The 18,250-nt window shown below is 50.4% G+C and carries 19 protein-coding genes; 11 read left to right on the forward strand and 8 right to left on the reverse strand.

Annotated elements, in window-relative coordinates:
• Positions 1–515 precede the first annotated feature (515 nt).
• Complete coding sequence (locus tag ACFQ0N_RS24070; RefSeq protein ID WP_379331070.1) at positions 516–869, reverse strand: hypothetical protein; 354 nt, start codon at positions 867–869, stop codon at positions 516–518.
• A gap of 207 nt (positions 870–1,076) precedes the next feature.
• Here ACFQ0N_RS24070 and ACFQ0N_RS24075 point away from each other — a divergent pair, with 207 nt between their 5' ends.
• Positions 1,077–2,954 (forward strand): ADP-ribosylglycohydrolase family protein, encoded by a 1,878-nt coding sequence (locus ACFQ0N_RS24075; RefSeq protein ID WP_379331072.1) that lies wholly within the window; start codon positions 1,077–1,079, stop codon positions 2,952–2,954.
• A 119-nt stretch (positions 2,955–3,073) separates the two neighbouring features.
• Here the strand turns inward: ACFQ0N_RS24075 and ACFQ0N_RS24080 are convergent, their stop codons facing one another.
• The 4 genes from ACFQ0N_RS24080 to ACFQ0N_RS24095 all read right to left on the reverse strand — a co-directional run bounded on the left by ACFQ0N_RS24080 (position 3,074) and on the right by ACFQ0N_RS24095 (position 5,546).
• Positions 3,074–3,352, reverse strand: coding sequence for a HEAT repeat domain-containing protein (locus ACFQ0N_RS24080; protein ID WP_379331074.1), 279 nt, complete (start codon positions 3,350–3,352; stop codon positions 3,074–3,076).
• 47 nt (positions 3,353–3,399) lie between these two features.
• Positions 3,400–3,777: a hypothetical protein gene (locus ACFQ0N_RS24085; protein ID WP_379331076.1), complete on the reverse strand. Its 378-nt coding sequence runs from the start codon at positions 3,775–3,777 to the stop codon at positions 3,400–3,402.
• 164 nt (positions 3,778–3,941) lie between these two features.
• A complete protein-coding gene (locus tag ACFQ0N_RS24090) occupies positions 3,942–4,847 on the reverse strand; it encodes a hypothetical protein (RefSeq protein WP_379331078.1) in 906 nt (301 codons plus the stop codon).
• A gap of 84 nt (positions 4,848–4,931) precedes the next feature.
• Positions 4,932–5,546: a GntR family transcriptional regulator gene (locus tag ACFQ0N_RS24095; protein WP_379331080.1), complete on the reverse strand. Its 615-nt coding sequence runs from the start codon at positions 5,544–5,546 to the stop codon at positions 4,932–4,934.
• Between the two features lie 87 nt (positions 5,547–5,633).
• Here ACFQ0N_RS24095 and ACFQ0N_RS24100 point away from each other — a divergent pair, with 87 nt between their 5' ends.
• From ACFQ0N_RS24100 to ACFQ0N_RS24115, 4 genes are all read left to right on the forward strand, one after another.
• Positions 5,634–6,275, forward strand: coding sequence for a GntR family transcriptional regulator (locus tag ACFQ0N_RS24100; RefSeq protein WP_379331082.1), 642 nt, complete (start codon positions 5,634–5,636; stop codon positions 6,273–6,275).
• An 89-nt stretch (positions 6,276–6,364) separates the two neighbouring features.
• Positions 6,365–7,513, forward strand: coding sequence for a mandelate racemase/muconate lactonizing enzyme family protein (locus ACFQ0N_RS24105; protein ID WP_379331084.1), 1,149 nt, complete (start codon positions 6,365–6,367; stop codon positions 7,511–7,513).
• A gap of 23 nt (positions 7,514–7,536) precedes the next feature.
• A complete protein-coding gene (locus ACFQ0N_RS24110; protein ID WP_379331086.1) occupies positions 7,537–8,541 on the forward strand; it encodes a zinc-dependent alcohol dehydrogenase in 1,005 nt (334 codons plus the stop codon).
• Positions 8,542–8,560: 19 nt separating this feature from the next.
• The gene (locus ACFQ0N_RS24115; RefSeq protein ID WP_379331088.1) at positions 8,561–9,334 is read left to right on the forward strand and encodes an SDR family NAD(P)-dependent oxidoreductase; all 774 of its coding nucleotides are present in this window, start codon (positions 8,561–8,563) and stop codon (positions 9,332–9,334) included.
• Between the two features lie 50 nt (positions 9,335–9,384).
• Here the strand turns inward: ACFQ0N_RS24115 and ACFQ0N_RS24120 are convergent, their stop codons facing one another.
• A complete protein-coding gene (locus tag ACFQ0N_RS24120; RefSeq protein ID WP_379331090.1) occupies positions 9,385–10,293 on the reverse strand; it encodes an AraC family transcriptional regulator in 909 nt (302 codons plus the stop codon).
• Positions 10,294–10,463: 170 nt separating this feature from the next.
• Between ACFQ0N_RS24120 and ACFQ0N_RS24125 the strand changes: the two genes are divergently transcribed.
• The 3 genes from ACFQ0N_RS24125 (at position 10,464) to sigK (ending at position 13,010) form a co-directional block, all read left to right on the forward strand.
• On the forward strand, positions 10,464–11,186 hold the full coding sequence (locus ACFQ0N_RS24125; protein ID WP_379331413.1) for an NAD-dependent protein deacylase: 723 nt from the start codon (positions 10,464–10,466) through the stop codon (positions 11,184–11,186).
• A 28-nt stretch (positions 11,187–11,214) separates the two neighbouring features.
• The gene (locus ACFQ0N_RS24130) at positions 11,215–12,138 is read left to right on the forward strand and encodes an ADP-ribosylglycohydrolase family protein (RefSeq protein WP_379331092.1); all 924 of its coding nucleotides are present in this window, start codon (positions 11,215–11,217) and stop codon (positions 12,136–12,138) included.
• A 170-nt stretch (positions 12,139–12,308) separates the two neighbouring features.
• Positions 12,309–13,010, forward strand: coding sequence for an RNA polymerase sporulation sigma factor SigK (gene sigK / locus ACFQ0N_RS24135; RefSeq protein WP_379331094.1), 702 nt, complete (start codon positions 12,309–12,311; stop codon positions 13,008–13,010).
• Between the two features lie 58 nt (positions 13,011–13,068).
• Here sigK and ACFQ0N_RS24140 read toward each other — a convergent pair whose 3' ends face one another.
• The gene (locus tag ACFQ0N_RS24140) at positions 13,069–13,941 is read right to left on the reverse strand and encodes an AraC family transcriptional regulator (RefSeq protein ID WP_379331096.1); all 873 of its coding nucleotides are present in this window, start codon (positions 13,939–13,941) and stop codon (positions 13,069–13,071) included.
• A gap of 124 nt (positions 13,942–14,065) precedes the next feature.
• Here ACFQ0N_RS24140 and ACFQ0N_RS24145 point away from each other — a divergent pair, with 124 nt between their 5' ends.
• Together ACFQ0N_RS24145 and ACFQ0N_RS24150 are read left to right on the forward strand one after the other, a co-directional pair.
• Positions 14,066–15,568 (forward strand): L-arabinose isomerase family protein, encoded by a 1,503-nt coding sequence (locus tag ACFQ0N_RS24145; protein ID WP_379331098.1) that lies wholly within the window; start codon positions 14,066–14,068, stop codon positions 15,566–15,568.
• Between the two features lie 155 nt (positions 15,569–15,723).
• The gene (locus ACFQ0N_RS24150) at positions 15,724–16,560 is read left to right on the forward strand and encodes a sugar phosphate isomerase/epimerase family protein (RefSeq protein WP_379331100.1); all 837 of its coding nucleotides are present in this window, start codon (positions 15,724–15,726) and stop codon (positions 16,558–16,560) included.
• Between the two features lie 44 nt (positions 16,561–16,604).
• On the opposite strand, the gene ACFQ0N_RS24155 is transcribed toward ACFQ0N_RS24150, so the two are convergent.
• Positions 16,605–17,213, reverse strand: a complete 609-nt coding sequence (locus tag ACFQ0N_RS24155) for a DedA family protein (RefSeq protein ID WP_379331102.1) — start codon at positions 17,211–17,213, stop codon at positions 16,605–16,607.
• 193 nt (positions 17,214–17,406) lie between these two features.
• Here ACFQ0N_RS24155 and ACFQ0N_RS24160 point away from each other — a divergent pair, with 193 nt between their 5' ends.
• Entirely contained in the window at positions 17,407–18,189 is a 783-nt protein-coding gene (locus ACFQ0N_RS24160) for a phytanoyl-CoA dioxygenase family protein (RefSeq protein WP_379331104.1), read from the forward strand.
• Positions 18,190–18,250: the final 61 nt, after the last annotated feature.

Raw genomic sequence — 18,250 nt, forward strand, 5'->3', positions numbered from 1 at the left:
GTGCGAAGTTAACTTTTGCCGAATTTGATCGGTTATTTGAGCTGGACAAATTACCATCGGAATGGCTAGTTTTGCTTACCAGTTTCTTGAAAATGCGACCCTAAATATTGGATAATCAACAGGCCTGCATTTCGCACAACAATTGGGAGCATACTCGCTTCCTCCCCATCGATTTGTTGCACAAACTGCAGTATTTGAACGTCTTTTCCACTATTCCAGGTATTGGCTTATCTTTGCCCATCAAATCGGACACACGTTACGTTGATATGAACGATTGTAACAACACACGGTCTGCAGACCGGTCGTTTTCGCGCGTTTGTTCAGAAATAACGGATCGACGGTCCGCGCAAGTCCGCTCGAGATCACTTCGCCCACGCTTCCCACAGGAATCGCAGTAGATTTGATGCTTTGATCCCACGGCCTGATCAGGTCTCGCGCGGGTCGCCTTTGAAACGCCGTATGCGGCAAAAGAGCCTGGCACCGAATGGAGCTTTCGGAGCAGGCTCTTTCCTTGTCTAAATCGCCCGGTGCTTGCGGCCGACAATCAGGTTCTTCATATAAGATTGGCGCCATCTGGGCACTTGGACTACCTTGGATTCCGCTCCTCCCTGATCAAAGCGGAGACAGCCGTCCTCCAGCGCCACAATTTTGTCCAGATTGACATAGTAGTTGGAATGTACATTTACGAACAAGCCGCTGGAAATATACACATTCAGTTGATCGTTAGGCAGCTGTTTCTTTATATTATAGTTTCTGCCGTGAAAGCTGACGAGACCGAGTCTCCCCACCTTGAAAAAAAGAATGTCCTTCTCGACTTCAAAGTTCTCATAAACATTGCGATTGCGTTCCTCATGTGCAACATTCATCATCGTACAATCCCCCTTGAAAAGATGATTTTTGTTAGCGCTTTCATTCTATCACAAATGCGCGCGAAATGGAATGCTTTTTTCGTTCATGTTTTATGTTTTTCACTGTGCGATATATTAATATCGTTCATGGAAACCAATATGTGGAGCTTCTATAATGAGGGGGAATTGAGCAGCGCTTTAGAAACAATACAAATGGAGGTAGCAACGATGAATGTTCGTGTGCTAAATGAACGAGATTACTATCGCATTGTATATGGCGGATGGTTAGGAAAAAATATCGGCGGCACCTTAGGTGCGCCTGTCGAAGGCAAAAAGGAGCTGTTGTCGCTCGATTTTTATCCGGTGCTGCAGGATGGCCCGCTCGAAAACGATGATCTGGATTTGCAGCTCGTATGGCTGCACGCTCTGGAGCAGTACGGGCCCAAGCTAACGTGCAAGGAGCTGGGGCAGGAATGGGTAGAGCATATTTTTTTCCCGTTTGATGAATACGGTTACGCTTTGACGAATTTGCGCAGAGGCATCCCTGCCCCGCTTGCAGGCGTGTTCAACAATCCGTTTACACATTGCATGGGGTCGCCGATTCGCTCGGAAATTTGGGGGATGGTTGCGCCTGGCGCGCCGCATGTGGCTGCCCAGTATGCTTATCAGGATGCTGTCGTCGATCATGCCGGCGGTGAAGGCGTATATGGCGAAATGTTTTTCGCGGCGATCGAAAGCGCAATCTTTATGGAAACCGATCGCGATAAACTGATCGAGATCGGGATGACTTACATTCCCGAGACGAGCCGTACGGCAAAAGCGATGCGGGATTTGCTGAGATGGCACCGCGAAGGTAAAAGCTGGATTGAAGCGCGCGCTTTAATTTTGGAGCATCATGGCCGGGACAATTTTACGGATGCACCGCAAAATATTGCTTTTACGATATTGGGCTGGCTCTATGGCGACAATTTTGAGGATGCGATTTTAAAGGCAGTCAACTGCGGCTACGACACGGATTGTACTGCGGCGACGCTTGGCGCGATTTTGGGAATGATCGCAGGGCCTGAAGGCCTGCCCGAGAAATGGGTGAAGCCAGTAGGCGACCGGGTCGTTGTCAGCCCGCCGATCAAAGGCTTCCCGGCTCCGGCTAATCTGGATGAATTGACGAACCGGACGATCCGAATGGGCAAGCAGGTGCTGGCCGCATGGGATACGGGCATTATTGTCCATCCGGAGCTGCCGACGGATTTCGCAGGCGCAGCTGCGGAATCAAGCGATTATGTGCGTCAGCTGTGGGAACGGGATGTGACGCTTGATCACCGCCTGCTTCCGCGAAATACGGCAGAGCCGCTAGGGCTGGAGCTCGTAATCGATTATGGCAAAGGCGGGCCTGCCATCGCTCGCCGCGAGCGCAAGACGATAACAATGACGCTGACGAATCGCTCTCAGGCGCCGTGGCGGGGTACTTTTGAGCTGCAGGTTCCTGCAGATTGGCAGGGTGAGGCGGCGAAAGCCTATAATTTGGAGCCGGGGCAAGCAGCGGAGCTGGCCTTTACTGTAGAATCGTCCGCAGCTGCAGCAGCGTCCTATGAGTTGACAGCGATTATTCATCGTGTTCATGACGGCTCTCCATGGTCAACATGGAAGGAAATGATTTACTTGACTGCTGCCAGCGAGTGGATCGTCTCGGGACCCGGCGGCGAGGCGGAGCGGCAGGCCAGCTTCAGCGGCAATCGCATTGGCTGGAATGAAGTGCTTAAGACGGAGGCAGACGGCGCTTACTGTGCGAGAACAACATTGCATAATCCAGCCGAACGCCGTCTGCGTCTCATTGTCGCTTCGAACGGGCTTGTCGCTGCGAAGCTGAACGGCGAGACGGTCATTAACTGCACGCAAGCAGAGGAATTTATGCCTGCCTATCATCGGGCGCCGGGCAGTCAGCTTGTTGAATTGACACTGCCGGCAGGCGAGCATACGCTTGAGGTGACAGCGCAGAAAAACGGTGCGCCGCTGGAAGTATACGTACTGCTGGCGGCAACGGCCCAGACATTAGAGCCGGGGCCTTGCTACTACTACACCGATATTTTGTTTACAAGTGGTAAGTAACACAATCAAGCTGTGATTCCCCTTAGATAGTTCTTATCTTAGGGGGATCGATGTGTCCGCCTGGCCCAAAGCGTGAATTATGTGAAGTGCGGACTTCATAGAATCCTCTTACAAGTGATCTATAGATTTTCTTTCATTCTTGCTAATGCTCTTTTGGCTGCAAATTTCCCATTATGCATTCCGGTTGTAGAAACCTCTATAAGCTTTTCTCTAGCCGGAATGTATCTATGGAAACCAATAATCTCACATGCTCTTTCTTGAACATACATATCTTCATCATTTAAATAATCAACTATAGAATCAAGATGTGTTTTCGGTGTTAATGCCATGATGGAAAATATATATTGACAACGGATTTCATCATTAATTTGTTCGTCAGAGCTTATTAATTTGTTCAATTCATAAATACATTTCAAGTCATCGACTAAGTTGTTATTGTCAATATCTAATCCAGAAGGGTAGTCTTTCCTAATTCATCCCAATCCAAATTAGGATGCAATTCAAGTTCGGTAATAAATGAATTTATACTTCTAAATCCAGGTGATAAGTCAGTTTCCTCATGATTCAAATAACTTATCTTGTATGTACAAGCTCCTTGAAAATGGAAGCCAATATAATTCGAGTTATCATCAGTCCATAAAGGAATAATATTCTGATAAACTTCAATACTTGACAGAAAATCAGTTGTTTCTAATATTTCCTCTAGTTCCATTAGTCTAAAATAGAATTCTTGAACTTTTTGATTCTTAGAATGAATTTCTAATTTTTCTAGTACATCATCAGGTATAATGATAGTAAGCTTTTTAAAGAGATCCATAATCATCTCTCTCTGCCCCCCTTGAGACTAATTGTTTTAGTTCTTTCCGCATTTCACATAACGTTTCTGTATATACGAACCCGAGATGCTTAATGGAGCAACGCGACCAGGTCCGACGGACTTAGCCTCGCAGGGTTGTTCTCTTAGCTTCTCTGCTCTGTTCTAAGCGTCTATCGAAGATCAAGATTGCTAAACCAGAATGTTACTGCTTCATCATCCAAGCCATATTTACCTTCCCACCAAGCCAACGGATAACCCATTTCTTTCTTATAAAAGTGACTTGGCAGCTCTTGATCCAATTCATAGGTTTCGCGAATTCGATTGTTAACGCTTGGATTCAAAATGTCGCTGATGCCAAGAATGCGCAATACAATTTGTCTGTAGGCCTTATTTCCCATTAAAAACGACTTTGTTACTTTTTCCAATTCCGATGGTTGCGATTCGTCAGGTACATTTTTAATCGCTTTCAGCGTATTCGCCAGTATGGCGGTTTCGGGTTCAGAAATAGATATCCTTTCAGTGTTGGAGAAGTCGAGTAAGTCAACATAAGCGTACACCGGGTCTTGATGAGACATAATGCCTGACCGGAACAACCTGTCGAAAACTCTTTCATTATAGTTAATGACAACTTGGCTCGGGTTGAAATGTTTGTTCTTTTCTTCATAGCGCAAATAAGTATCGACAGAATTTTCATTGATTGATAAATAATATGAATAGCTCCCCAGGACTGAGATATAGGCCGGATTCTGCGTGGCGATCCCTTTTATAAAAGCGTTGCTCACTTGTTCCTTTTCCAGTCCCTTTATAAGGGCCTCGATCCTATCGAAAAGTTTTTGCACGGTTATTTCCTCATTCGGCCTTAATAATCCTTTTGCTCTGCCATATTCGAATTCGGCATCCGGAATTTTAGTGTCACCGCCGCTGGAAGCAACCCAGCCAAATAAATCGTTATCATAATCCCAAATCGAATTAAAAAGAATATTCAAAGCTTTAAAATCCAAACTTAAACCATCGGCCAGCTTTTTGATTTTGTTTTGCGCTCGTTTAGACGTGTTTCTTTCCCAAAATGTTTTCATCGCTTTCTGAATTCCACCTTTTTTTGTTTATTTCATGCAATACATGTTTTTAAACCGCTCGATCTGAACCGGGTCCAATGTAGATTAAGACCATGTTTTTTTCCATAGCTGCAAGTAAGCAAACAAAGCAGATATGGCGCTTTCGGAGCCTTCCGTCATTGCAGTAAGCAGGCGGTGCAGCTCCCGTTCCGTATCAGTTTTGTAGGGCGGCTTCCACCGCCGGTGATTGTGATGCCATTGCAGCTTATCAAGCGTCGCATGCCAGAGCCGGGTTAATTCCTGGTTCTGGCTTTGTTCGATTAACCGTCCCCACATGCCGCCCTCAGCGGCTGCAATTTCGGCAGCTGACGGCGCCGATACCAGCTGATTCATAAACTCAGCAATGAGAGCCATCGTATCATGCGGGCGGGACCGCATATTATGTGTATAGGCAAATAGAATAATGGCGGATAATGTTTCGAGCAGGTCGCTGATTCGCTGTGCCGAGGCATGCAGGATGAGAATCCCGTGTTTGGGCACAATGCGCAAAAAGCCTTCGTTTTCCAGCTGCTGCAGCGCTGCTCTGACCGGAGTGCGGCTCATATCCATTTTTTCTGCCAAGCAGGTTTCCGAGGTTACCTCGCCCTCCTTTAGCTCCTCATTGCTGATCCAGCCGCGAAGGGTCTGGTAAGCCGTCTCACGAAGAGAAGGACGCGACATTAGTAGACACCACCTGTCGTGCTGTTGTGTTTCACGAGTATTCATTATACCATCAGAGTAAGCAGGGGAACAGGATGGAGGAGCAGCATGTCATTTCAGCAGGCATACAAAACATTAAAAGAAAAAGCAGTGGAGACGATCCGGGAAAATATTGTGAGCGGCCGCTGGCCGGGCGGGATGTTCATTTCCGAAAAAATGTTGAAGGAATTGCTGCAAATGAGCAATACGCCGATCCGGGCCGCGCTGGACCGCCTCGAGGTCATGGGGCTTGTCAAGCAATCGCCGAAGCAGGGCGTCATCGTGCAAGAAATTTCATTGAAAAAAATATTTGAAATTTACGAGCTGCGGCTATCGCTCGAAACGTTTGCCGCCCGCAAATTAACAGGACGGATGGATGAGCTTTTTTTTATGGAGCTGGATGAAAATTTGCACCAGCAGGAGCAGGCTGCAGCAGCAGTGGATATCGCGGCTTATGTGCGGCTGGATCGCCAGTTTCACGAGCGGATCGTAGCAGGCCTTGACAATGAAGAGTATAACGAGGCCATGTATCGCATTCAGGATAAATTTTTGATGGCGGTGCGCACGACCTTCAACCGTAATAAAGCGCGGCTCCCCGGCAGTATTGAGGAGCACCGGCAAATCCGTCTGGCGCTCGCCGGGAATGATCCCCAGCTTACAGAACGGCTGGTCGCTCACCATATTGAATTTGTAAAATCGGTCATGTTTTGATGTATACAAGTTATACATATTGTGCGTTTTTAAACCTCTGTGATACGTTTATGACAACACTCATACTTGTATTTTAGGAGGAAGCGCACATGAAAATTACCAATTTGCAGACTCATATTTTGGGCAATCCATGGAAGAACTGGCTGTTCGTTTTGGTGGAGACGGACGAGGGAATTACCGGGCTGGGCGAAGGCACGCTCAACGGCTTTGCGAAGACGGTGGAGGCCGCGATTCATGAATTAAAGCATCTTGTCATTGGCATGGATCCTTTTGACGTTGAAACGATCAGCCTTAAATTGTTCCGCGACGTCTATTCCGACGGCGGGCAAATTCAAGGCTCGGCGCTTGCGGCAATTGAGACGGCCTGCTGGGACATTATGGGTAAGGCTGTCAATCAGCCGATCTATAAATTGCTCGGAGGACGCTGCCACGACAAATTGCGCTGCTATGCCAACGGCTGGTACAGAGGGCCGGGAACGCCGGAAAGCTTCCATGAGAAAGCGAAGCAGGTTATTGCCAAAGGCTATACGGCCTTGAAGTTTGATCCGTTTGGCGCAGCTTGGCGGACCGTGGAGCGCAAAGATTTTTCGCAGGCGATCGACAATATCGCTGCGGTGCGCGAGGCGGTCGGCCCCGATGTAGATTTGCTGATCGAAGGGCATAATCGCTTCTCCGTGCATACGGCTTTGCAATTTGCCGATGCCATGCTGCCTTACAAACCTACTTGGTTTGAGGCTCCGACGCCGCCGCATTTGATTTCGTCCGCGGTTGAAGTGGCCAAACGCAGCCCGGTGCCGATTGCCTGCGGGGAGGATTATTACAGCAGGGAGCAATTCGCCGAGCTGCTCAAGCACGATGCTGTACATATCGTGCAGCTCGAGCCGCAATTTTTGGGCATCTCCGCTTCGAAGCAAATTGCCGGCATGGTGCATGCTCACAACGGCGTTATTGCGCCGCACAGCGCGCAAGGCCCTGTATGCTCGGTCGTATGCAGCCATCTCAATATGGCGACTCCCAATTTTTATATTCATGAAATTTTCGATGAGTTCAATGAACCGTGGGAGGAGCACGTGCTGGTTCCGGCATTAAAGGTGGAGAACGGCTATTTGCAGCCTCCGGAAGGTCCAGGGCTCGGCGTAACCTTGAATTTGGAGGAGGTCGGCAAGCACCCGTATCATGTTGGCAATTGGCTGCCTTTATTCCGTCAGGGCTGGGAAAAAAGAGAACGAGTTGAGTAAGCAGACAAAGGGAGGAGCGGCAAATGAAAGCTTTGGTCTATGAAGGTCCCCGTATACTTGAAATGAGAGAAGTAGCAGTGCCGGCGATAAAGCCGGATGAAGTATTAATCCGCGTGGAGGTTGCTGGTATTTGCGGCTCGGAGCTGGGCGGATTTCTGGGACATAACTCTTTGCGCAAGCCGCCGCTTATTATGGGACATGAATTTTCCGGCCAAATTGCGGAGGTTGGGGCGGCCGCAGGGCAATTCACGATCGGAGAGCGGGTAACCGCTAATCCGCTCGCCACATGCGGCAGCTGCCGCTATTGCCGCAACGGGGCATCGCAGCTTTGCGAGCGGCGCAGCCTGCTGGGCGCGCACCGGCCGGGTGCTTTTGCCGATTATGTGGCAGTGCCTGCCCGCAACGTCTACCGTTTGCCGGATCAAGTGTCGTATGCGGAGGGGGCATTTACCGAACCGTTCGCCTGTGCCGTGCATATTTGCCGCTTGCTGGCAATGAAGCCAACGGACCGTATTATCATTTACGGTGCCGGGCCGATCGGCTTGTTTGCCCTGCAGGCTGCTCAAGTGTACGGTGTCCGGCAAGCGGTCGTCGCAGATTTGAATGAGGCGCGTCTCGAAATTGCCCGCGAGCTTGGGGCCATTGCTGTGACTGATCCGCAGCTGGCTGCCGATCTGCCGGAGGATGGATTTGATGCGGCGATTGACGCTGTCGGGGCAGAGGTGACGAGGCAAAAATGTGTTCAGGCGGTAAGACGGGGCGGAAAGGTTCTATTTACCGGTTTGCATGAGGCGGAGAGCAAGCTGCCGATCAATGATATGATCCGGAGCGAAGTGGCAACTTATGGGGCGTTTGCCTATTCGGACGATGATTTCGAGACTGCACTGGCATGGATTGCCCAAGGGCGCGTTAACTTGCTGCCCTGGACGAAAACGGAGCCGCTGGCTGACGGCCAGGCATGCTTTGAACGTCTAATTGCCGGCCCAGGCAAGATAGCGAAATATTTGCTGCAAATTGGTGCGGTCTAGCCGCAAAGGAGGGCTTGAAATGGAGCAGAAATGGAGCGGGAAGGTTGCAATTGTTACAGGAGGCGGCGGCGGAATCGGCCGTGCGGTTGCCCGGCGCTTTGCGCAGGAAGGGGCGCGCGTCGTGGTCGTCAATCGCACGGCCGCTAAAGCGGAGCAGACAGCCGAAGAAATACGTGCAGCGGGCGGGGAAGCAATAGCGCTGCCGGCAGACGTGTCGTTAGAGGCGGATGTAAGCCGCGTCGTAGCTGACACGCTTGCGCATTACGGAAGAATCGACGTCATGGTCAACAATGCGGCAATTTGCCCGCAGGTGCGGCTGACCGATCTATCGCTGTCCCAGTGGAATGAAGTGATTACGAACAATTTAACTTCCGTCTTTCTGTTCAGCAAAGCGGTTATTCCGGCGATGCTGCAAGCTGGCGGCGGCGTAATCGTCAATGTCAGCTCCGTGCATGCAGTGGCTACTTTGGAGGGCTATTCGGCTTATGCGGCCTCGAAAGGCGGAATTGCCGCCATGACGAGGGCGATCGCGCTCGATTACGCCAAAGAAAACATTCGGGCCAATGTCGTGCTGCCTGGAGCCGTGCACACCCCGATGCTCGAAAGCAGTGTGAAAAATCTGGACACCCCGAAAGAAGAAATTATGCGTCAGTGGAACGACTCCCAGCCGATCGGCAGAGTCGGTCAACCGGATGAAATTGCCGCGGTCGTGCTGTTTGCCGCGAGTCCGGAAAACTCTTTTATGACAGGAGCAACGCTGGTTGCCGATGGCGGAATGACGATTGAGCTGTAAAAATGATAAGGCTCTGCCGACTAGCAGTGAGGTCGGCGGGGCCTTTTGTGTTAGGTTGAAGGCGGCAGCTGCACTGCAGCTGTACGGTAATTTTGCGGAGCGCTGCCTTCCAGACGCTTGAACATCCTGCTGAAATAAAAGGGGTCGTTGTAGCCGACGTCTGCCGCAATTTCCGCTACAGTGGCATCGGTATATAGCAGCAGATGCTTGGCCCGCTGGATGCGCAGCTGAGTAATATAGTTGACGATTGTCGTCCCGGAGTAACGCTTGAATATGTGGCAGAGATGTTCATATTTGCGATCCAGCGCACTTTCAAGCCGCTCTTTGCCAATTTCTTGCTGGTAAAAGTTATTCAAGAAATTCACTAAATTGCGATAGGTGAAATAAGACAAGGGCAGCGCCGTATCCGAATGATGCTGCTCGAGAAAATCGGAAGCAATCAGCCGGAAAATCTCGCTTAGCAACAAGGTTTCCTGAAAACGATAATACCCTTTGGCTGCCCGGGCGGTCTGAATAAGCTGCTCGAACAGTCCCAGTATGCGATACCGGTTATTGCTTTGAAACAGCCGCGGAATAACAATCAGATCTTCGTGATTCGGCGCCGAGGTGCGCAGCTCGGTCTTCTCCGCATGGAGCTGTTGAATATCGGGTGCCTGCCCCGGATCAATCTGAAATGGAGCAATGGATGGCTCGCACGAAAACTGCGCCCAAAAAAAGCTGCCCTGCAGCTCATGGTGATGCCAGCCGCTATGCTGCTCCCACGGCTGCAGCAGTAAGGTTTGTCCCGTCTTTAATGTAAGCCGCTCGCCGCCCGCCTCGATGCGCACAGGACCTTCTGCAACGGCGATCAGTTGATAGTAGGGATTGGAATGAGCTGACTTGAAGGAGCTTGAATTGGCATCGAATAAATCGGCCCATTTGACATCAAGCTGTACAAGTCTTGATAATGAATAGAACACTGGAGATCCCTCACAGTACTGGTTTTACTCTAAGTTTTAGCAACATTATAACATAGGAAGCAGCGGTGGTCGCCGGAATACTTTGTCCTGCTGCGGCTGCCGTTTTATCAACCGGACATCAGCATGCTATAATTTTTAGCAGGGCGAAGGAGGCTGGTAAACAAGTGAACATGGAAGAAGTGCAGAAAGTAATTGTTGAAAGCAGCAATATTGTATTTTTTGGCGGGGCTGGAACATCCACCGAAAGCGGCATTCCCGACTTTCGTTCTGCTGACGGCCTCTACCATGCGGGAAGCGGTCAGCAGTATGCGCCTGAACAAATTTTAAGCCGGGATTTTTTTATGAGCCATATGGCAGCTTTTTATACCTTTTATAAAACAAAAATGCTATATCCTGAGGCGAAGCCCAATAGGGCGCATCTCGCACTGGCCGAACTGGAACGAAGAGGGCAGTTGCGGGGAATTGTTACGCAAAATATTGACGGTCTGCATCAGCTTGCCGGCAGCCGCAATGTGCTGGAGCTGCACGGTTCGGTGCTGCGCAACTATTGTATGTCGTGCAAGGCGGAATATCCGCTGGAAACGATAATGGCTTCTGCGGATGACATTCCGCGCTGCGAGAAGTGTCAGGGTTTCATCAAGCCGGATGTCGTGTTATATCAGGAAAGCCTCGATATGGAGGTGCTGGAACAGGCGGCATCCCTTATCACACAGGCGGACGTGCTGATTGTGGCCGGCACGTCACTCACGGTACAGCCTGCCGCGGGCCTGGTCAGATTATATGAAGGGAACCGGCTCATCATCATTAATCGCGATCCGACGCCCATGGATCATTTGGCGAATGCCAGACTTGGCGGCAACATTGGGGATGTCTTGCATGAACTTGTCAATTAACGCGGGTAGAAGAGGGAGGTAATGTGAGATGGAGCTTACATTGGACAGGCATATCGGCTGCTTGATCGGACTTGCTGCCGGCGATGCTTTAGGAACGACCGTTGAATTTCAGCCCCCGGGCTCCTTTCCTCCTGTCGCCGATATGACGGGAGGCGGAGTATTTGCGCTGCAGCCGGGCGAGTGGACGGATGATACGTCGATGGCGCTTTGTTTGGCAGACAGCTTGCTCGCCGAAAAGGGATTTAATGCGATTGATCAAATGCAGCGATATGAGAAATGGATGCGCCAAGGCTATCGAAGCAGCACTGGAGTGTGCTTTGACATTGGGAATGCAACGCGGGAGGCTATACTGCGGCATGTCCGGACAGGAGAAGGCTATTGCGGATCGGAGAGTCCGTTTTCCGCCGGCAACGGCTCAATTATGCGGCTTGCTCCTATCCCGATGTATTATGCAGAGCAGCCTGCCAGCGCGATTCATTATGCCGCTGCAAGTTCGAAGACGACACATGCCGCGGCGGAATGCGTCGATGCTTGTAAATTGTTTGCCGCGTATATCGTCTCTGCTTTGCAAGGATGTACCAAAGAAGAAATACTGGAAGGTGCCAGATACGATGCCTGGCTGGAAGGAGCAGCACTTACTCCGAAAATTGAAGAAATACGGCAGGGCTCCTACCGAAATAGCGAGCCCCCTGAAATTCAGGGATCGGGATATGTTGTAAAATCGCTGGAAGCGGCTCTGTGGGCGTTCTCCAAAGCTTCGACTTTCGAAGAGGGGGCTTTGCTGGCAGTCAACTTGGGTGATGATGCAGATACGACCGGGGCTGTCTACGGCCAATTGGCAGGCGCTTATTATGGCTGCAGCGGCATCCCGGAGCGCTGGATAAACAAGCTCGCTATGAAGGATGCCATTATCGGGCTCGGTATGGACTTATTTCATACACGCATAAGATGAGAAAGCGGGATGCTTCTATTGCCGGAAGCATCCCTTTTCATTTTTTTACATGATACGAAAGACGTACAGGCACAGATAGGCCACTGCCCACATACGATATAAAACAGTCATTGCGAATGTCGGGGAAGCGGAGTGTCCCCGGCCATTACATCAAGGGGGTGGCCGATAAAATGCCTGGATTGTTTGCGACAATAGCTTTGTTTATTAAGCAGTTTTCTCTGCTCATCTCTTATGTGAAAAACAACGCATTTCCGCAGCCGCTGCATGAGGAGGAGGAGATTAAGCATCTCCAGCTGATGGCGGCAGGAGATCAGCATTCTAGAAATTTGCTCATTGAACATAATTTGCGGTTGGTCGCCCATATTGTGAAAAAGTTCGATAACACGGGAGAAGATCTGGAGGATTTAATCTCGATCGGGACGATCGGATTGATTAAGGCGATCGAAAGCTTTCAGACCGGCAAGGGAACGAAGCTGGCTACTTTTGCGGCCCGTTGTATTGAGAACGAAATTCTTATGCATTTGCGCTCCTTGAAAAAAACGCGCAAGGACGTGTCGCTGCACGATCCGATTGGAACGGATAAGGAAGGCAATGAGATTACGCTGCAGGATATTCTGGGTACGGAACAGGATGAGGTCCTGGATAAGGTACAGCTTAAAATAGAAAAAAGTAAAATCTATCGCAATTTGGACATATTGGATGAACGGGAGCAGGAAGTGATCCGCGGCAGATTCGGCCTGGACGGCAGCGGCGACGAGCGCACGCAAAGGGAAATTGCCAAGGAGCTCGGCATTTCACGATCGTATGTGTCGCGCATTGAGAAGCGGGCTTTAATGAAGCTGTATCATGAGTTTTATAAAGTGAAGCGTTGAATATAGAAGGACAGACCACATATTGCCGGGCGGGGAGATGCGGCCTGTCCTTCTGATATTATTTGGACTGCCAAGTTCTGCGGAAGGCGAGCGGTGTCTGCCCGGTACGAGCTTTAAACAGGTTGATGAAATGACTGACATTGTCAATGCCGATTCGTTCAGCGATTTCAGCAACCGGAACGCCGGAATATTTGAGCAGCTCCTTGGCGCGGGTGATCCGCGCGTTAATCATATATTCACCGGGGGACAAGCCGGTATATTTTTTGAACTGTTTGGCCAGATGATATTTATTGACAGCTACGAGCTTTGAGAACTGTTCTAATGACCATTTTTGATGGCAGTGCTGTTCGATGAAATGCAGCAGCTCGGCGATATAGGGAGGAATGGATCCGGCGGCCGATTCCGAAGCCTCTTCAGTCAGCAATAATTCGGTCAACAGATCGACCAGCAGGCGGGAAGCCAGCAGCTCATTGTGCAGCCGTTTGTAACGATGGAGGGCAATCAATTCATGGATGATCCGCTGGTAGCGATGATCCGGCGAGACGGTCCGGACAGGCCCGCCTTGTTGTGCGAATTGTTCATAATAAGCCGCGGTGCTTTGACCATGCAAATGCACCCAGAGCAGCTCCCATGTCTGCCCGGATTGCGCGGCGTAATGCTGATATTCGCGGCAATCGATAAAAAAGAGCTGGTGTGCAGAGAGGGGGTAAGTTTTGCCTTTATAAGTCAGCCTGCCATGTCCGGAAACTGTATATACGAACAGATACGAATCAAGCTTGGAGCGTTCGGTGAAGTAGGCCGGAAAGGCGTGGAAATGACCGATTTCCTGCACGTAGTATAATGAGGATTTGGCAAAATCGGTAGGGGTGATAATGAGGCGCAAGGAATCCTCCGTCCATGCGTGCTCGGCTCGTTCCATGTAGCTGCTCATCGCTGACATTTCCTCCACAAGATACTGTTATTTATCCGCAATATAATTGGATGTATTCCCGAATGAAAGCCTTTACTATAGAAGTGATAATTCTATTATTACATAACTGGTTGAGGTGGTAAAGATGACGATGAATGCAGCGGTTAAGCCGGTAAAAAAGCCGCGTATCGGTCTGTACAGCGTCGGCCTGGAAGCTTATTGGGGACAGTTTCCGACGCTTCGGGATCGTCTGATTGAATATGGCCGGTTTATTGAGCAGCGGGTTTCTGCCTGGGCAGAGGTGTACAATTACGGAATGGTTGATAGTGAAATGGAGGGGCGCAGAGCAGGGGAATGGCTAAGCGAGCGCCATGTTGATCTGGTGTTCTGCCATGCGGCGACTTATGCGGTCAGTTCAACCGTGCTGCCGGTGCATCAGCTTTGCAAAGCGCCAGTGATTGTACTCAATTTGCAGCCTGCTGCCCGCATTAACTATGACGAAACTACGACAGGCGAGTGGCTGGCTCATTGCGGCGCTTGCCCGGTTCCGGAGTTCTCCAATGCTTTCAATCGCGGCAATATTCCATTCCGCGTTGTGAACGGGCTGCTTGGATTGAATTATACGCCAGCTGTTTCACTTACAGATGAAAAGACAGATGACAGGCCCGAGGCGATCCGCGCCTGGAAGGAAATTAAAGAATGGGTGCAGGCGGCGGCTGTGCCGCGGACGCTGCAGCATAGCCGTTTCGGCTTTTTGGGCAACACCTACAGCGGCATGCTCGATATGTACAGCGACTTTACGATGATCCAGGCACAGACCGGGCTGCATATCGAAGTGCTCGAAATGTGCGACCTGGACCGCATGCTGAAAGAAGTTACGGAAGAAGAAGTGCAAGCGAAGATTGAAGAGGTTTACCGGATGTTTGAAATAAGCGAGGATTCGCCAAGCGATCCGATCGCGCGCAAGCCATCGGCAGAGCAAATGGAATGGGCATGCAGAGTAGCGGCAGCTCAGGAGAGACTCGTGCGCGAATACGATCTGGACGGCTTGTGCTACTATTATCACGGCACTCCCGGAGGCGAATATGAAAAGCTGCAAAGCGGCTTTATTGTCGGACACTCCTTGCTGACGGCGCGCGGCATTCCCTGCGCAGGAGAAGGGGATATGAAGACTGCGGTCGCCATGAAGATTTGTGATATTGTGGGCACGAGCGGCAGCTACTCGGAAATTGTGACGGTTGATTACATCGACAAGACAATTTTGCTCGGCCATGACGGCCCGTTTCATATCGCCATTTCGGAAGGAAAGCCGATTTTGCGCGGAATGGGGTTGTATCACGGAAAGCAAGGATCGGGCGTGTCTGTTGAAGCGAAGGTGAAGACAGGGCCGATAACTACCCTCGGCATGACGCAAACCGGCGATGGCAAGCTGAAGCTGATTATTAGTGAAGGCGAGTCGACCGACGGGCCGACTATGAAGATCGGCAATACGCAGACGCCGGTCAAGTTCACCCAGCATCCGGACGATTACATGAGCGCATGGTTTGCCGAAGCGCCTACTCACCATTGCGCGATGTCGATCGGGCATAATGCATCCTTGTTCCGGAAGGTCGGCGAACTGCTGCAAATGAAGCATGTAACGGTATAATGCGAAGGGGGCGTCCTGCCAGTTATCTGATCTAGATAACTGACAGGATGGCCCCTTTTTCAGTATATTTATGAACGAAAGAAAAAGCTTTTCATTTCATCCTCAAGCGGCTACGATAAAGAAGGAGTATGATGCGGGAAAGGGGAGTGCAGCAAATGCTGCAAGGATTAACACAGGCCGGAATCGGCGCGGTAAGCAATGAGCAACTGATCGAGCTGGCGGGGCGCTACCGCTTTCAAGCGGTTGATTTGGATGCGTTGTCATTAGTGGAAGCCCATGGCATTGAAGGGGCCAGGCAGCTGCTGGCCAAGCATGGCGTCGTACTGGGTACAATCGGCTTGCCGGTAGAGTGGAGAGGAACGGAAGAGCAGTTTTTGCAAGGGCTGGAGAAGCTGCCGCGAGCGGCTGCTGCTGCCAAGGCGTTAGGCTGTGCAAGCTGCTGCACCTACATATTGCCTTCGACAGATGAGAAGCCGGCGCATTTTATGGCGATTGCGACAAGAAGGCTGCGAGTATGCGCCCAAATACTGGGCGCCTATGGTGTGCGGCTGGGGCTTGAATTTGTCGGGCCGCATCATTTGCGGACAGCTTGGAAGCATCCGTTCATTTGGTCGATGGAGGAGACGCTGGATTGGATCGAGGCGATCGGTGAAAGCAATGTCGGGTTATTGTTGGATGCGATTCATTGGTATACCAATCATGGCACCGTACAGGATATTGAGCGGCTGCGTCCGGAGCAAATTGTGCATGTGCATATTAACGACGCACCGGATATTCCGGTTGAGGAAGTGCTGGATAATGGCCGGATTTATCCTGGCGAGGGCGTAATCGATTTGATCGGGTTTTTGCAGGCGTTGGACAAGATTGGCTACAAAGGGGCGGTGTCGCAGGAAATATTGACTGCCGTGCCGCTTGCGGAGACGATTGAAGAGCGGCTGGACCGCTCCCGTGCCGGCTATGACAAGCTGTATGCAGCAGCAGGACTTCAATAAAAGAACAGCCGGACCGCCGCGAATTGCAGCGTGATCCGGCTTTTTTATGCTTTTGCTCTGCGGCTGCGCCGTTTGATGATAATATAGATGATAATTAGCGCGCCGGCGGCAATGACGATGTATTTTAAATAGCGTTCCAGCAGTGACTGGATAAGCGGCCATTGGTCCCCGAAAAAGAAGCCGATAGAGAAAAATACGACAACCCATATAGCAGCGCCTGAATAGGCGTATAGTGCAAAGGTGCGGTACGGGATGCGGATAATGCCGACAAAATAGCCGATGAATTGCCGCAAGCCTGGGATAAAATAGCTGAACAGCAAAACTTTATTGCCGTACTTATCATAATATTTGCGCGTTTTTTCAATATGCTCGGGCTTCAGAAAGAGCCATTTGCCATAGCGTTCAATTAACGGATTGCCCAAACGGTAACCTAGCAAGTAGGTGACAGTAATTCCGATTATCGAACCGGCTATAGCAGCAGCAATCGCTGGCAGCCAAAATAGCACACCGGAGTAGGATAAAAAGCCGGTATAGGTAATGGTCGTATTGCCTGGCGGAATCGGGAGCGCAATTGCATCGAGCGGAAGTCCGAGCAGCAGCACCCAGTATCCATACTGCGCAAATAATTGCTCTACCAGCTCCAATAACTTCATATTAAAACCCCTTTATTTAAGCTTCTCTATAACAGCCTGCCCGTTATATTGACGAGACAAGCAGGAAAAAGGCTTGAATATCTATTACTGTAAGATCGACCTAGTTTCAAAGCAAATCAACCAAGAAAGCGCTGCCGGTTTTACAGTACAGTAGAGATGTAAGCGAGATGAACTTGAAGGGGTGCAAGCGGTAATGCTGGACAACAGATTAACACTGTCGGAATCTCAAATTAACTACTATCGTGAAAACGGATTTGTGCAGGTTGATAATATTATTTCTGCAGAGGAACTGGCCGAGCTGCGGGAGTATCTTGGCGAAGTAATGGGTGTTGAGGGCGGCAATTCGGTGCAAACATCGAAAAAAGGCAATGCTTATTTCAATGTTTTGAATCAGCGCGTCAATACTTGGCGCGATCATGGCGGGATGGCGAGATTCGTATTGTCCCGCCGGTTTGCCGATGCGGCCAGACAGTTGACCGGAGCAGACGGCATCCGGCTGTTTCATGACCACGCTTTGTTCAAAATGCCGCAGGATTCCAAGCCGACGCCTTGGCATCAGGATTGGCCTTATTGGCCGATGAATGAGAGCGGAGCCATGTCCATCTGGATCGCGCTCGACGATGTAGATGAAAACAACGGCTGTATGATGTTTGTGCCAAAATCGCAAAAAATTAAAAATCTGAAGCATGTCGATTTGGTTGAACCGCACGATATTTTTAGCGACGAGGGCGCGAGCGGAATGGACCGCAATCAAGCGGTAATCGTGCGGATGAAAGCGGGCAGCTGCACCTTCCATGACGGGCTAACCTTCCATTACGCGCATGCGAATCAGACGGACAACCCGCGGCGCGCACTGGCCATCATCTATATGCCGGATGGCACAACATTCAGCGGTGCCAGCCATACATGCACGGACGGCTTGAATCTCGTAAAAGACCAACCTATTCGCGGCGGCCTGTTTCCGAAACTGGCTTAAATGAAACAGCAGCCCTGCTGGATTTGTGTGATCAATCCGGCAGGGCTGCTGCTTTTTAGTT

Origin of the sequence: Paenibacillus sp. GCM10027626 (assembly GCF_042676285.1) — a bacterium.
Lineage (GTDB): Bacteria > Bacillota > Bacilli > Paenibacillales > Paenibacillaceae > Paenibacillus_Z.